The 14,677-nt window shown below is 73.3% G+C and carries 12 protein-coding genes, 1 tRNA gene and 1 pseudogene; 7 read left to right on the forward strand and 7 right to left on the reverse strand.

Going from position 1 to position 14,677, the window contains the following annotated elements:
- Positions 1 to 237: 237 nt before the first annotated feature.
- Complete coding sequence (locus tag ACYVOF_RS06210) at positions 238 to 2,664, forward strand: hypothetical protein (RefSeq protein WP_460864774.1); 2,427 nt, start codon at positions 238 to 240, stop codon at positions 2,662 to 2,664.
- Positions 2,664 to 3,581 (forward strand): sortase, encoded by a 918-nt coding sequence (locus tag ACYVOF_RS06215; protein ID WP_460864776.1) that lies wholly within the window; start codon positions 2,664 to 2,666, stop codon positions 3,579 to 3,581. The genes ACYVOF_RS06210 and ACYVOF_RS06215 overlap by 1 nt, the downstream gene beginning before the upstream one ends.
- A gap of 813 nt (positions 3,582 to 4,394) precedes the next feature.
- Here the strand turns inward: ACYVOF_RS06215 and ACYVOF_RS06220 are convergent.
- The 5 genes from ACYVOF_RS06220 to ACYVOF_RS06240 form a co-directional block, all read right to left on the reverse strand.
- Positions 4,395 to 5,813: a hypothetical protein gene (locus tag ACYVOF_RS06220; protein WP_460864778.1), complete on the reverse strand. Its 1,419-nt coding sequence runs from the start codon at positions 5,811 to 5,813 to the stop codon at positions 4,395 to 4,397.
- 32 nt (positions 5,814 to 5,845) lie between these two features.
- Positions 5,846 to 6,952 (reverse strand): substrate-binding domain-containing protein, encoded by a 1,107-nt coding sequence (locus ACYVOF_RS06225; protein WP_460864779.1) that lies wholly within the window; start codon positions 6,950 to 6,952, stop codon positions 5,846 to 5,848.
- Between the two features lie 145 nt (positions 6,953 to 7,097).
- A complete protein-coding gene (locus ACYVOF_RS06230) occupies positions 7,098 to 7,493 on the reverse strand; it encodes a YegP family protein (protein WP_460864781.1) in 396 nt (131 codons plus the stop codon).
- 127 nt (positions 7,494 to 7,620) lie between these two features.
- Positions 7,621 to 8,316 carry a lytic murein transglycosylase gene (locus tag ACYVOF_RS06235; RefSeq protein ID WP_460864783.1) on the reverse strand — a complete coding sequence of 232 codons (696 nt, stop codon included), beginning with the start codon at positions 8,314 to 8,316 and terminating at the stop codon, positions 7,621 to 7,623.
- Between the two features lie 474 nt (positions 8,317 to 8,790).
- A complete protein-coding gene (locus ACYVOF_RS06240; RefSeq protein WP_460864784.1) occupies positions 8,791 to 9,243 on the reverse strand; it encodes a hypothetical protein in 453 nt (150 codons plus the stop codon).
- Positions 9,244 to 10,254: 1,011 nt separating this feature from the next.
- Between ACYVOF_RS06240 and ACYVOF_RS06245 the strand changes: the two genes are divergently transcribed.
- The 3 genes and pseudogenes from ACYVOF_RS06245 to ACYVOF_RS06255 all read left to right on the forward strand — a co-directional run.
- Positions 10,255 to 10,326: transfer RNA gene (locus tag ACYVOF_RS06245), tRNA-Lys, on the forward strand.
- A gap of 432 nt (positions 10,327 to 10,758) precedes the next feature.
- Positions 10,759 to 11,166: an ester cyclase gene (locus tag ACYVOF_RS06250; RefSeq protein ID WP_460864786.1), complete on the forward strand. Its 408-nt coding sequence runs from the start codon at positions 10,759 to 10,761 to the stop codon at positions 11,164 to 11,166.
- A 213-nt stretch (positions 11,167 to 11,379) separates the two neighbouring features.
- Positions 11,380 to 11,553 (forward strand): annotated as a pseudogene (locus ACYVOF_RS06255) (MmgE/PrpD family protein); the annotation flags it as partial.
- A gap of 112 nt (positions 11,554 to 11,665) precedes the next feature.
- Here ACYVOF_RS06255 and ACYVOF_RS06260 read toward each other — a convergent pair.
- Together ACYVOF_RS06260 and ACYVOF_RS06265 are read right to left on the reverse strand one after the other, a co-directional pair.
- Positions 11,666 to 13,150, reverse strand: coding sequence for an ABC1 kinase family protein (locus ACYVOF_RS06260; RefSeq protein ID WP_460864788.1), 1,485 nt, complete (start codon positions 13,148 to 13,150; stop codon positions 11,666 to 11,668).
- Positions 13,151 to 13,231: 81 nt separating this feature from the next.
- Positions 13,232 to 13,498 (reverse strand): hypothetical protein, encoded by a 267-nt coding sequence (locus ACYVOF_RS06265; protein WP_460864790.1) that lies wholly within the window; start codon positions 13,496 to 13,498, stop codon positions 13,232 to 13,234.
- Between the two features lie 202 nt (positions 13,499 to 13,700).
- On the opposite strand from ACYVOF_RS06265, the gene ACYVOF_RS06270 reads away from it, so the two are divergent.
- Both ACYVOF_RS06270 and ACYVOF_RS06275 read left to right on the forward strand, forming a co-directional pair.
- Positions 13,701 to 14,357 (forward strand): TetR/AcrR family transcriptional regulator, encoded by a 657-nt coding sequence (locus ACYVOF_RS06270; RefSeq protein ID WP_460864791.1) that lies wholly within the window; start codon positions 13,701 to 13,703, stop codon positions 14,355 to 14,357.
- Positions 14,358 to 14,449: 92 nt separating this feature from the next.
- Positions 14,450 to 14,620: a CsbD family protein gene (locus ACYVOF_RS06275; RefSeq protein WP_460864793.1), complete on the forward strand. Its 171-nt coding sequence runs from the start codon at positions 14,450 to 14,452 to the stop codon at positions 14,618 to 14,620.
- Positions 14,621 to 14,677: the final 57 nt, after the last annotated feature.

The raw sequence follows: 14,677 nt of genomic DNA on the forward strand, positions 1-14,677 counted from the left end.
AGCGCGGTGGCGACGCGGGTGGCCCGGAGGTGAACGCGCGACGGCGGACCGCCCAACCGTGGGTCGGCGTGGGTCCACCACGTTGTGCCCGGCGGGGGCACCCGGCGATCCTCGGTGCAGCCGTGCGCCGCCACCCGGGCCCTGCCCCGGGCTCTCGCCCCCGCCGCGACCACACCCGTTGGAGTGACCGTGCTCAGCCCTGCCCCAGCCCCACGACGAGGGGCGCGCCTCCTCGTCGTGCTCAGCCTGCTCGCCGCCCCGTTGCTGCCCGGGCTGCTCAACGTCCAGGCTTCCGCTGCACCGGTCCCGACGCCGCCGGCGACGAGCAAGCTGGTGCTGACCAACCCGGCAGGACCGACCGACGACTTCGGCCGCCCGAACCCGAACGGCACGCTGCTGACGGTCACCATGACGCCCGACCCGCGCGCCGGCGTCACCGCGGGGGACCACGTCAAGGTCACCTTCAGCGGGATGCAGCCGTTCATCCGGGTCTCACTGATCGGTATGTGCCCGACCGTGCTGAGCCCGGATGCGCCGGTGCGCCCCACGATCGGGACCGCGCAGTGCAACGCAGCGTGGCCGACCGGGATCAACGCCCCCATCGACGCGACCGGCCAGACCGCGGCGCTGTCGACGACGACACCGACGTTCCCGCTGTTCGCCCGGGCCTCGGACAGCTCTGTCACGGTCGACTTCCTCATCGGTTCCGGCAAGCCCAACAGCCCGGGGGTCTTCCTCCCCGGCCAGACCGACGGCAAGCCCAACGCCGACTACCCGACCTGCGACCAGGACAACGCCTGCACGATCGGGTTCGGCCTGTCCGAGCAGACGACCAGCCGGTCGGTCTGGTCGAACATCACCGACGCGGTGGTCAAGCCGAAGCCGCCGCTCGGTACCGGCGCGGCAGGGTGCGGCCAGCCCGGCTCCGCGTCGCTGTCCGTGGCCGGTGCGGAGCGCGCCCAGGGTGAGGTCGCGGCGTTCAACACCGGGCTGTGCGCCGGCTCCGGCCAGCCGCTGCCGATGAACCTCGTCGGCGACGGTGAGGGGTCCGGGCTGCGCTCGCTCGGCGACACCGCTGACCTGACGTTCGCGGGCTCCTCGCTGCTCGCGGCGGGTGACGCGCCCGCCACGGCGCAGCCGAGCGTGCTGACCCCGGTCGGGCTGAACGCCGTCGTGCTCGCCGAGATCGGGGGCATCGAGGCGGTCTCCAACACCCCGGGTGAGGCGATCTCGAACAAGACCGGCGACACGTCGCCGCTCCCGTCGGGCTCGCCCCTGCCGCTACCCCGCCTGAACCTGACGCAGGCCCAGGTCGCGAAGATCCTGGTCCACGCGTTCCCGACCGGGCCGGGTCCGGGCGCACCGCCGTTCAGCGGCCCGCCCTTGACGGGAGCCCCGGCGGCGGGTGCACCGGACCTCTACACCTCCATCGTGACGAACCCGGCCAACGCAGGTCTGGGCCTGGTCGACGGGTTCGACAACCGGGGCTACGGCCTGCCCTACTCCCAGGCGCCGACCACCGTGTACCCCACGGGCCAGGACTCCACACCGGCGGCGATGTCCGCCCAGCTGCACCAGGACGCAGCGGCAAAGACCGCCCTCGTCGTGCCGGACCTGCCGACCAACGTCACCGACGGCACCGCGGGCACGGCCGTGCCCGAGTTCTCCGACTTCAGCGCGGTCGTCAACTCGACCGCGGCCTACGTCCGCCAGACCGCCTCGGTCGGCGGCATCTACAGCTCGATCTTCGGCAAGGACACCCTGAACCCCGGCGCCGTCGCCTGCCCCAACATCGACCCGACCGACGCCGGCAACCAGTACAAGAACAGCTGCGCGAAGTTCGTCGTCACCGACCTGGTCACCGCCACCTCGCTGGGCCTGCCGGTGGCCGCGGTCCAGAACGGTGGCGGGAGCTACATCACGCCCGACGCCGCCGGCCTGCAGGCGGCCGCGGCCGCCGGGAAGACCGACGCCAACGGGCTCTTCACGTCGTCGGCCGGCGCGGGCGGGGCTGCCTACCCGTTCACCTTCGTCGAGTACGCGGTGTCACAGGCCTCGCCGCTGCTGGCGTCCGACTGCACCGCGCGGACCGACGCGCAGGACTCGTTGAGCTCCGTGGTGTCCTACCTGGCCGCGAACAGCCAGTCCTCGCTCACCCCGGGTCTGGCCCCGCTGACCTCGTCGCTCGTGGACGTGGCCAAGGCCAGTGTGGCCAAGGTCGGTGCCAGCCCGACGGCAGCCGGGCCGTGCAAGGCCGTCAGCGCCGCGTCCGTATCGAGCGTTGCCACCGGGGCCGGTGGAGCGGCCTCGTCGTCGGGCGGTCCGGGGTCGTCCGGGTCCAGCGCTGCCTCACTCTCCTCGCTGCTGGACAGCCCGGCCGGGCTCAGCGGCTCCGCCGACGCGGCCGCCGTGCAGCTACCCACCGCCGAGACCGCCGCTGCCGTGGAGAAGGCGGCGGACACCGTCGACATCCCGGTGTTCGGGCAGAAGGGCCCGCTCGGACCGCTTGGTCCGCTGGCGGGGCTGGCGGGGCTCGTCGGGATCACGTCGGGAGCCGGGGTCATCGCGTCCAACCGGCTCTCGGGGAAGACGTTCGGCGACATCCGGTCCTGGGCGCACCGCACCTTCGTCGGAACCCCGACGATCCAGGAGCTGGGTCCCTGATGACGACTGCTCCCCCGGCCCCGGCCGGGCCCGCGACGCCGCCCGCCCCGCCCGCGTCGCGGCGGCCGGGCACGAAGCAGCTGGTGTGGACCACGGTGCTGTGGCTGGTCGTGGCGCTCGTCAGTCTGGCCGTGGTCGTCTACGCGGTCGGACCCCTGCTGCAGGCCCGCGCGCAGCGCGCGGCGGTGGCCGACCTGCGGACCCAGGTCGACAAGTCGGTGGGGGCGGCGACGAACAGCCTGTTCGGCGTGGCTGCCCCCACGAAGCCCTCGGCCAAGGGTGACCCGGTCGCGATCCTGGAGATCGGCACCATCGGCGTGCAGGCCGCGGTGATCGAGGGTGCGGACTCCGGGACGACCCAGCGCGGACCCGGGCACGTACCGGGCACCGCGGGCCTGGGACAGCCGGGCAACAGCGTGGTCGTGGCCCGCCGCAACGGCTTCGGTGCCGAGTTCGCCCGCCTCGACCAGGTGGCCGTGGGGGACCAGGTCGTCGTCACCACCGTGCAGGGGCAGTCGTTGTACAAGGTGGACTCGGTCGTGTCCGGCCCACTCGACGCCGACACGGCGTTCGGCAGGACGAAGGACAACCGGCTCACCCTGACGTCCTCGGCCACCGACGACCTGCTCAACACCAGCGACGCGGTGGTGGCCACGGCCATCGAGGTCACTCCCCCGTTCGTCCCCAGCCCGCAAGGCGGCCGTTCCGACGCCGAGCGCGGCACGTCCGGCGACTCCAGCCAGTGGCCGCTGCTGGTGATCGTGCTGGCGGGGTTCGCGGCGTCCGCGGTGGCGGCCACGGTGCTCTACCGGCGGTGGACCCCTCTCGCCTCGTTCGCCGTGACCGCTCCCGCCCTGATCAGTCTCGCCGTCTTCCTCGCCGTGGTCGCAGCCCGATTGCTGCCCGCCTGGGCCTGAGGGGGCTGCGGGCCGGGGGGCCGCGCCGGTCAGCTCCACGGTCGTTCCTCGTCGAGGTCGATGGTGTGACCGGGGTGGTCCACCGGGGACAGCAGCGGGTCGACGGGGGCTCGAGAACGTCCTGCCGTGGCACCCACACGTGTTCCGGAACTGCTCCGTTCGTGAGGGCGCGGCCCTTGCGGTCATCACGAGACGGCCGCCCAGGCCCTGGATCAGCCCCGCGTCTCGACCGCGGCGGCCCCGGTTGCACCGGCTCCTGGTCCAGACGTGGGGTTCCACGCCGAGCCCGAGATCCGGTGCAGCACGGGTCGCTCTTCTCCGCAGTCGCCGGGTCACGAGACAGCTGATCGCCCGCCTCGCCCGCCTCGACAGCGTCGCTGAGCCCTCCTCGTCACCAACCAGTCCTCGGGGGCCGTGTCGGACGGTCGCCTACTGACGACCGTGTTCCCGCAGCGGTGCCCCGGCGGGACCACTGACGGCCGAGCCCCCCCCGGACGGCGCACCGTCGCGTCCGTCGTGGGCGTGCAGCGGGCACGCCTTCCCACGTCGCGGGCCCCCGGCAGCGTGGGCCGCGTCGCGCGCCCCGGGGCACCGCCGCCCGGAGTCCCCCCGCCCGTGCTCTGCCGTGCCGGTACCCCGGTGTCCGACGCACGGAACGCGTGCTCGACGGCCGGTCCCGAGCCGTCGAGCTGGTCGTGCGGCGACGCGAGCTGCACGACGGGTGCGGTCCCGGACGCCACCGAGCCCCGACCCTGGCTGGGTCGGGGCTCGGTGGTCCTGGCCGGATCGGGCTGAGCCCGACCCGGCTCCCGATCAGAAGATCGCCGGGAAGCGGAACGTGACGTTGTCGAACGGGTTGGTGTCCGGCGTCGGCGAGACCGCACCCGCCGCGACGAAGCCCAGGGCGGGCGGGTTCGCGGTGGCCTTGACGGTCACCGTGAACGTCACCGACGCCCCCGGGGCGAGCTGCGGCGAGGCGTACCCGATACCCGTCCCGCTGCCGATCGGGGCCGGTCGGCCCCCGCCGTCGTTGGTCACGGTCAGACCCGGGCCGACGAACACGCCGGCACCTCCGGGAGCCGCGGTGACGGTACCGCGGTTGGTGACCGTGACCGTGACCGTCGTCGTGGCACCCGGGGTGATGCGAGGTGCCACGTCGAGGGTGGTGACGAGATCGGCCCGGCCCGCGGGCGGGGTGGTGGTCGTCGGCGGCGTCGTGGTGGTCGGCGTCGTCGTCGTGGTCGTCGGCGTCGTCGTCGTGGTCGTCGGCGTCGTCGTCGTGGTCGTCGGCGTCGTCGTCGTGGTCGTCGGCGTCGTCGTCGTGGTCGTCGGCGTCGTCGTGGTCGTGGTCGTCGGCGTCGGCGTCGTCGTCGTGGTCGTCGTCGTGGTCGTCGGCGTCGTCGTCGTGGTCGTCGGCGTCGTCGTCGTGGTCGTCGGCGTCGTCGTCGTGGTCGTCGGCGTCGTCGTCGTGGTCGTCGGCGTCGTCGTCGTGGTCGTCGGCGTCGTGGTGGTCGGCGTCGTGGTGGTCGGCGTCGTGGTGGTCGGCGTCGTGGTGGTCGGCGTCGTCGTCGGCGGTGCGGCGGTGATGGGCACGCTCACCGCGGCGGCACCCGCGCCCTGGGACAGGTTCTGGCAGTAGACGGTGGCCGGCGTCGAGCCGGTCGCCGTGGTCAGGACGAGGTCCAGCTGGATGTTGTTGGCGAAGAACAGGTCGATGGTCGACCCGCCCGTCGTCGACGGCGTGGCGACGATGTCCGACGACGGGCGCGAGGTGGCGCCGGTGAGCGTGATCGTCGTCGGGTTGGCGCCGAAGGACTGCGCCGGGATGTCGTTGTTGGTCGGCGCCAGGAGCAGTGTGTCGTCCGGACGCAGCGAGTTGACCCCGTTGAACGACGTGCTGGCGGCGATGCCCGTCGCCGAGCTGGTCAGCAGCGAGCCCGTCCCAGCGGCGTCGAAGGCCAGGCTGGTGAGGGGGTTGCGGACGGTGAACGTCTGCCCCGCCTGGACGCTGCTGGGCGTGACGAGGCTCTGGGTCACCGCGACGGTGTACTTCACCCCGAGCGACGAAGTGTTGGTGTCCCGGCAGCTGTAGCTCTTGGTCTGGTTGGTCGTGACGTCCGCGCTGGCCGTCGGGGCCAGCACCACCGCGGCGCCGGTGGCGCCGAGGCCGACCAGGGCCGCGACCGCGGCGGCGAGCCGCCGTCCACGGGGGGAGGGGAGTGCGTGGGTCATGGTGTCAGGGGTCCTCAGGTCGGGGGAGGTGGTCAGCTCAGCGAGCAGGTGTAGCCCGCTCGGTTGGCGGGCAGCGGCGCGAAGCCGTAGGCGAGGAGGGTCGCGCTGTAGGCACCGGAGCAGAGCTGGCTCGGGCCGTTGGAGTCGAACCCGAGGTACCGCAGCGCCTCGGTGTAGCTGACGCTCGTGTTGTCGAGGACGTGGTAGACGTTGCGCGCGCCGATGTACGACGAGTTGTAGACGGTCGTGTTCGGGGCCAGGTTGGGGGCCGACCCGGTGACCGGGTTCTGACCGTCCAGCGTCCCGATGACGGCGCCGTTGCGGAGGTCCGCGACGCGCGTCCCGTCGGGCTTGCGGACCTGGTTGCCCTGGGCGACGTACTGCGCCGCCGAGTAGGGCAGGATCGCCGCCGGCTGGCTGCCCGAAGCGATCTGCGACGCGTCGTTCTCGTTGATGATCGTGACGGCGGGGCAGCTGGCGCTGCTGACGGTCGTCGGGTCGGCGCCACCGAGCACGGTGCCGACGAAGAAGCCGCGCGTGCCGGAGCTGGCCTGCGGCAGGTACCGCTGGATCTGCTGGTTCGGGCCGCCGACCTGGTTGAAGTTGGTCAGGGTGCAGTTGTAGATGCCGCGCAGCTGCGCAGTGGTCAGGCTCAGCCCCTGCTGGAACGTGGCGAAGCCGACCGCGTCCTTGGCGAACGCGTAGTACTCGAACGTCGCGGGGTCCGACGATCCCCGGCCCGACGACGACCGGGCGACGTCGACGCACCCGTTGCCGGCGGCGACCGAGGCCCTCAGGGCATTCTTCCCGGCACCGGAGCCGGCCGGGGCCTGGGTCTGCCCTGCACCCGGGGTCTGGGCGTAGGTGATCGGCGCGCAGGAGCGGTCACCGGGAGAGGTGACCGCACCGGAGAAGAAGGCCGGCACGTTGGTGACCTTGTCGCCGTCCGCCGGCTCCGCGTTGAACTGCGCGGTGAGCGCGGTGTCGACGTCCTGGATCGTGTCCGACCCGGCCAGGGTGATCGAGTCGAGGTAGCCGTTCGGAGCGGGCACGGCCTCGGCCGCCGAGCCGTTCAGCACGGACAGGGCGAGCACGGCCGCGACCGTCACGCCCGCGGACGCGGTCCTGGTGATGCGCATGGGGAACCCTTCGGGAGGATGTTCGGGTGGCGATCGCCGGGCCTCATCCAGTCAGCCGCCGGTGAACAGGTGCGACCCCGTCCGGTGAACGGGAGACGACGCCCGGTCCCCCGGGCGACGACGTCCGTCCCGGGGTCGACCGACCTCAGGTCGGGTGCGGGCCGAGGTCCGGCGACCGCAGCGGGAAGCTGAGCACCCGCGGGCCCACGCTCGACTCGAGGCCGAGTGAGCTGAAGCGGGACACCGCGCGCAGGCACTCGACCCGGCGGGAGTAACGGCGGGTCGACCGGGCGCGCGCGACACCCCGCTCCCCCGGCCCGTCGTGCACCTCCCAACCCCATCCGGCCCGGTCCTGGACGGACAGGACGAACCGAGCCGTGGGCAGCCACTCCCGAACTGCGGCGGCGTCGTCGCGCGCGAGCTCGTACGTGGGGAAGTCGATGGCGCTCTGGGCCAGCGGCCGGCCGTTCTCGCTGATCAGGCGCCACCGCACCGGTCCGGCGGCGGCGGCGGAGGTGTACACCTGGAAACGACCGGGCACGGCGGCACTCCTCGTCGGGCCAGCCGTTCGGCGGGCGCGAGGATGGTAAGGAGCGCGCGAGGACCAGCGGGCGTGCAGCGACTGCACGACGAACGTCGGTCGGGTGAACCACCGATGACGGGGGGTGTCAGGGCGTGACGGCCGCCTCCGCAGCGTCGTGCACGTCCCGGACGTACCGGTCGGAGTGGTTGTAGGCGAACACCGCGGCAGTCCACCCCTGCGCCGTGGTGAGGTCACCGCCCGCCGCACAGAGGTACCGACCGGCCGTCGCGGCTGCGTCGTCGAGGTCGTCCGGATCGGCGACGCCGTCGGCGTCCCCGTCGGTGGCCCAGCGCTCCCACGTCTGCGGGATGAACTGCAGGGGGCCCACCGCCCGGTCGTACGTGGTGTCCCCGTCGAGCCGCCCCTGGTCGGTGTCGGCGATGTCGGCGTTGCCGTTCGTCCCGTCGAGCACAGGGCCTCGGACGACGGGCGTGGTTCGGCCGTCGGCGCTCAGGACGGCGCCGCCCAGGGTGCCGTTCGCGGACTCGACCGTCCCGAGCCCGGCCAGGGTGTTCCAGGACAGGCCGCACCCCGGCGAGAGGTGTCGCAGCAGCAGCTCCGCCTCGCCGTAGGCCAGCACGGCCCGAGCCGGCACCTCGGCCGTGGCATGGGCCGCCGCCCACCCCGCCAGCAGGTCCGGCGCGGCCCCGGCCGCATCCGGGACGCTTTCCCTGTCGGGGACCGAGAGCGTGGTGGTGAAGCCGACCTGGGTCAGCGGGACCGGCCCCCCGCACCCACCGAGCACCACGCAGGCGATGAGCAGAGCGGGGCACACGCGCACGACCGCGACGGTGGACGGACCAGGTGTCCGGAGCGCCACCGGGCGGTGAACCCCCGAGGGCCGGAGAGAGGCGGACCAGGAGGGCGCCTGCTGACCGCTCCGTGAGCCGGGCCCTCACCTCACCGGGGTTTCCACGGACCTGTCAGGCCCGGTAGCGGTCGGCTGCTGCCCCCTGGACGGTCTTGACCAGTCCATCCTGACCACCTCCGGCATCACCTTCCTGGTCTCGGTGATCGCCCCGCTGGTCGGCCGGGAAACCGACTTCACCCGAGTGCAGACCCCGTCGAGCTCTTCCACCAGCGTGATGGCCCGCGGGCGTCTGATGTGTGACTGGGTCTGCCGAGACGACTCCTGGAGCCGCACACTGCTGCTCGCCGGCACCACGGACTGCGCTGCGGGGAGCCGGGCGGGAGGTGATCCATGTTCGCGTAGTTGAAACGACCTACTCGGCTCTCAAACCGACGAGACATGAGATCACCGGTTTCGACGTTCGCGCCGTCGGTGTCCGACGCCGTCGATGACCGCGCGGGCGGCGGCGTGTCCGGGCCCGTTGAGGGCGGCTCGGGCGGCGGCCCTGATGGCGGGGGCGTCCTGGCGGTGCTGGGCCTGCTCGGCCTTGCGTTGTTGCGCGAGGGTGTAGTCCGCGGCGCGGTGGGCATCCAACGCGAGGGTGGGCCGGGTGGTGAGGTCGGTGCGGGTGAGCAGCCAGGACAGGAACCCGACTGGCCGGTCGGGCCGTGGGGGTATGACCCGGCCGGCCCTCAGGTGCGTGTTGAGGAGCTCGTTGAGGTCCGCCGCGGTCCACCCGTGGCGGGCGGGCAGGGCGAGCAACCCCGACCAGGCCGCAGCCGACACCATGCGGGCCCAGCGGGGGGCGCGGGGGTGGTTCCGCCAGGCGGCGGCGAGGGCGTAGCCCTCGGAGTCCACCCGCCGTCGTGTCCGTCGTGCCCAGGGAGCGCTTCTTCGTGTCCTGCCGCGGGTAGAAACCCCGGTGCCATCCAGGGTGTGAAGACCAAGAGAACCACTGCGTGGTGGGGTGCCACCCGTCGAGCACTGCGCAGCAACGACAACCGTCCTCGCTCCCCCACCTGTCGCTGCCAGACCAGTTGAGTCGTCGACGGGGTGGGTGCGGCTGGGGTGCAGCGCGTACACCGCGGTCCACCCGCGGGCCCGGTCGCCGAGGCGCCAGGAGCTCATCCGTTCCACGAGAGACCGGGACCGGCCGGGCGCGACCTCGGTGGCGAGCCCGGCCAGACGCAGGAACGTCCGCACCCGACTGACCGTGCGACGCCCCACCCCCGCCGCCGCCACCAGGCCCGTCGCGGACCCGGTCGCACCGACCCGGGGCCGGGAGCTGCGCCCCGTCCGGAAGTCGGCCACCCCGGCGTGGGTCGCGGCGACGGCGAGGACGGCCTCGAGGGACACCCCACCCCCGGTGGCGGCGACCAGGGCGGGGCGCAGCAGCACGTAGTGCCGCAGGTACACCCGACGCACGTGGTCGACCCACCGCTCCGCGGACCACCAGCACGCCAGACCGCACCACGCGTCGGCGGGCAGCTCGCGTCGCAACCCCGACCGGGCAGCACCGACCCGCAAGAACGTCGAGGCAGTTTCCGGGCGGTTCGAATAATGGTCTTCAACGGTGTCAGGGCAGCCGCTACCCTGGAACGTGGCAGGCACGCCAGGTCCCCTCTCGGGATCGAGCAGGTCACGCGAGCGGACACTCGCGTCGTGGTTCCGAAGGCCCGTCCCGGCAAGGACGGGCCTTCGTCACGACCGGTCAGGGCGGCGCCACCACCCGCCCACCAGCCGGCAGCGAGCCGGCCGTCAGCGCCACGTCACGCCACCGCGGTGGGGCACATTTGTGGCACACACCCACCACCAGCAGCACACCCCGACACCCACCAACACACACCGTCGACGCAGGTCGCGAGACTCGGAACCCCCTGCGCTGCAGGGTCTCGGGGACTTTTAATCCGCGGGTTGTGGGTTCGATCCCCACGGGGCCCACGACGAGTCGCTCCTGAGCGGTCCACTCGAGCTTGCCGCCTACCTCCGTCACACGTTGTGCAACCGTCAAACGCACCCTCGCGAGGCCGACGCGCCCCGCCCGAAGCGCAGCCAACTCGCCACACCGCAGGCCTGTGACCGCGAGACAGAGTTCTACCGCACCGGCACCTGACACCCTCCATCGACAGACCAGCACACCCCGAGCTGGTGTCCTGGGCACAGGGACGCGCTCCCCCCGTGACCCTCGACGTGGCCCGGATCGCCGCCCTGCGGCCCCGCGTCGCGCACAGCCCCCGGAGGGACGCACTGGGCGCCGGGGAGCACGACCGCCGGTTGGTCGTGTGCGATGGAGTGGTGGCCATTCGTTCTGCGGTGGGCCGGGTCCTGCTCCTAGCGTCGACATTCCCACCCCCGACCGCACCAGGAGCACCCATGAGCAAGAGTCAGAACATCGCCGCCCAGGAAGCATTCGGGGCCGCGGTGAACAGCGGGAACCTCGACCAGCTCGCCGCTCTCGTCGGCCCGGGCCAGGTCGACCACGACCCGGCGCCGAACCAGGGACCGGGGGCGGAGGGCTTCCAGGACATGTTCGCCGAGCTGCGCACCGCGTTCCCCGACCTGCACATCGAGGTGGAGCACCTCACCGCGACCGACGACGACGTCGCGTTCGCCTACACGGTCACCGGCACCCACCAGGGACCGCTGCAGGGCCACGCCGCCACCGGCAAGTCGTTCACCATGCGCGGCGTGCAGATCGGCCGCTTCGAGGACGGGCTGCTGGTCGAGCGGTGGGGCAGCACCGACCAGCTGTCCATGATGACCCAGCTCGGGCTGGTCTGAGGGACGGCGTCGCGCACGACGTCCCCGGCACGGCCCACGGACGTGCCCGGGGGGCTCGGGTGGCGTCAGCACCTCGGTCAGCGGGGTTGCGGCCGGGCCGGGCGCGTTCGTCGTCCGGCCCTCGTCAGAACGCGATCTCGGTGACCCTGACGGCATGACCCGTCCGGACGCCGGCACCCGAGAACGCCACGCGTAGCGGCACGGTGCGCCGAGATCGCCCGCCCTCAGCACAGCAGGCGGGCCTCGGGCGTCAGGGGGCTCACCGCCGACGGCCGCCGCCACGAGGTCCGCGTCGACGCCAACCGCGGCGGACCGGGCAACCCGCTCACCTCCGACGAGCTGACCGCCAAGTTCCGGGCCAACGTCGCCGGACGGCTGGATGACGCCGTGGCCGAGCAGGTGGCAGGCACCGCGCTGGGACTCGCCGACGGCCGGTCGGTCGGTGAGCTGATGGCCCTCGTGGGCGGGGCACGCTGAGCCCCGCCGCCTGACCGCCGGCCTAGGAGTCGGCGGGCAGCAGGCCGGGGTGGGCGGCGACGACCTCGCCGATGACCGCGGTCACCTCGGCGAACAGGTCGGCCTCGGGGGCGACGCCGCGGGCGAACGAGCCGAGGTAGAGCAGGTTCTTGAAGAACAGCACCAGCTCGGTGGGCATGACGAACCCGTTGCGGGCGAACACCTGCAGCAGCCGGCCCAGGGTGGTGCCGAGCCGGTCGAAGGTGATCGCCCCGCCGTCGCGGCGGGCCAGCGCGTCCACCTCGACCTGCAGCTCGGCCTCGAGACGCTCGCGGTCCCCCGAGGCGTCGAAGGCCCCGAACGCCGTCAGCCCGGCGACCTGCTCCGCCGCGTCGCCGGTGGCGAACCCGACGAGGAAGCGCACCAGCGACTCGCGCTGCGCGGCGGTCAGCCGGCTGGTGATGCCGTAGTCGAGGAGGTTGAACCGGCCGGGCCCAGGCACGAGGACGTTGCCCGCGTGCAGGTCGCCGTGGGACACCCCGTAGACCAGGGTGCTCAGCAGGACGGCGTGGATCGCCGTGCGCAGCAGCTCGCGGCCGTCGAGCGCCGACCCGAGGTGGGCGGCGGCCTTGTCGTAGGTGACGCCCTCGACGAACGGCATGACGAGCACCCGCGGGGTCACCATCCCGGGGATGGGCAGCGGCACCTGCACCGCGTCGATCCCGGCGTGGTCGAGCACCGCGGCCGCCTCCACGCTGTTCCACGCCTCGAGCCGGAAGTCGAGCTCCTGCAGCGAGAGCTCGGCGAACAGCCGGACGAAGCCGCGCAGGTTGGCCGACTGCACGGCGGGCAGCAACCGGTCGGCCGTGGCCGTGATCAGGGCGAGCGTCTCGACGTCGCGACGGAACGCGCGGCGCAGCCCGGGCCGTCGCACCTTGACCGCCACCCGGCGCCCGTCGGGGAGCCGTCCGGTGTGGACCTGGCCGATCGACCCGGCGGCGAGCGGCTCCGGGTCCAGCTCGACCGCAGCGGGTCCCAGCTCGGCGGTGACGACGGCCTCGGCGACCCCGGGGCGCAGCGGGGGCGCGTCGTCCCGGCACCACGCGAACGCCTCGACCCACTCCGCAGGCAGCAGCCCGTCCGAGGAGGCGATGAACTGGCCGAGCTTGACGTAGGCCGGACCCCCGGCGCGCACCACCTTCTGCGCCCGCCGGATGGCACCCGCCCCGGCGTCGGGCGGCGCGATGGGCAGACCCACGCTGGCCGCGCCCAGGGTGAGCAGGGTCAGCGGGGCCTCGGGGGCGGCGGCGCCGAGGACCCGCCACGCGGTGCTGACCAACGAGCCCACCGTGTCCGGCCAGACCCGGGGCGAGGCCAGCGCGGCGGCCTCGCGCTCGAGCCGGGTGCGCACGGCGGGCAGGCTGAGCTGCCATGCCCGCGCCTGCTCGGTCAGGCCGGGCTCGGCCGCCAGCCGCTCGGAGGCGGCGACCAGCTCGGGCAGTGCGGGGACGAGCAGCTCGGGACTCATCGCCGACCCCCATTCGGTGTACGGGTGTTCAGCGAACCTACAGCACGACAGGTCGTCGACCGACGGTGGCGAGCGGGCCGGTCAGCTCCCGGTCGAGCCCTCGTCCTCGGCGCCGGCCCCCTCCTCCTGCTCCTGCTCCTGCTCCTGCTCCTGCTCCCGGGAGCGCTGGACGCGGGCGGCGACGGCGAGCGCGACCAGCCACGCCACCGCCGACCCGACCAGCAGCCCGACCAGGACGCGACCGGGGTGACGGCCCACCGTCTCGGACAGGTCCTGCACCGCGTCGAGCGCGTCCTCCGCGGTGGACGCGGCGGAGTCGAGGGTCGAGCGGGCGAGTGACGTGGCCATGGGCGTGACCCTAGGTGGCGACGACGCCCCCAGCCGGGGGACGAGACACCGGTGCACCCCTCGGCGGTGCCGGCGCGGTGATCGTGTTGCCCGGCCGGTCACGCTGTGCTTCCTTACACCGTAGTAATCCAATGTTCACCTACTGAGCGTGGGTCACGACCTCCCGCACCCGCGGGCGGGACCACCGGAGGAGGAGCGGGGCGTGACCGACAGCGACGGGTCCCGCGGCGGCCTCGACCGCGCGGAGATCATGGCGGCCGCCGTCCGGCTGGTCGACCGGTCGGGGGTGCGGACGCTGACCATGCGCCGGCTCGCCAGCGAGCTCGGGGTCGAGGCCATGTCGCTCTACCACCACGTCTCCGGCAAGGCGGACCTGCTCGGCGGGATCGCCGACGACCTGCTCTCCGACCTCGACGACGACCCCGAGGTGAGCACCCAGGCGGGCAGGGGCTGGCGGGACTTCGTGGAGCGCCTCGCCCGGGGGGTGCGTCGGATGGCCCTGCAGCACCCGTTGGCCTTCCCGCTGGTGGCGAGCGAGCCCACGGTGGAGCCCGGCATGAGAGCGCCGTTGCGCGAGGGCGTCTGGACGCGTCGCCTGCTGGCCGCGTTCACCGCGCACGGGTTCGACGACGACGCCGCCGTCGCCGGCTACCGGGCGACGACGAGCTTCCTGCTCGGGCACCTCCTGCTCGAGGTGGGGGTCCCCGGCTCCCCGGGGCGCGACGTCGCGACGGCCGGGGACGACCCGGTGGACCGCGCGCTGCTCGCCGACCACGACGAGTCCGACTTCGAGACCTCCCTCGCCGCGCTGCTCGACCGCCTCGAGCGGCTGCGCACCCCGTCCCCCTCGGCCGCCTGAGGCGACACCCCACAGACCCGCGCGGGCCTCCGCGCGCACCGGTCCCCACCGGGTCCGGACCACCCCCCACACCGATGACGAGGAGAACCACCATGAGCTTCGTGGACAAGGCCAAGAACGCCGCCGAGGACGCCCTGGGCAAGGCCAAGGAGGTCGTCGGCGACAAGACCGACAACCACGACCTCGAGGCCGAGGGCAAGGCCGACCAGCACGAGGCGTCGGCCAAGAAGACCGGCGAGAACATCAAGGACAAGCTCAGCTGAGACCCCCAGGGCCCGACCGGTCCTGGCGTGAGCCGGATCACCGGACCCGACCGTGCG

The organism is Rhodococcus aerolatus (assembly GCF_054783215.1).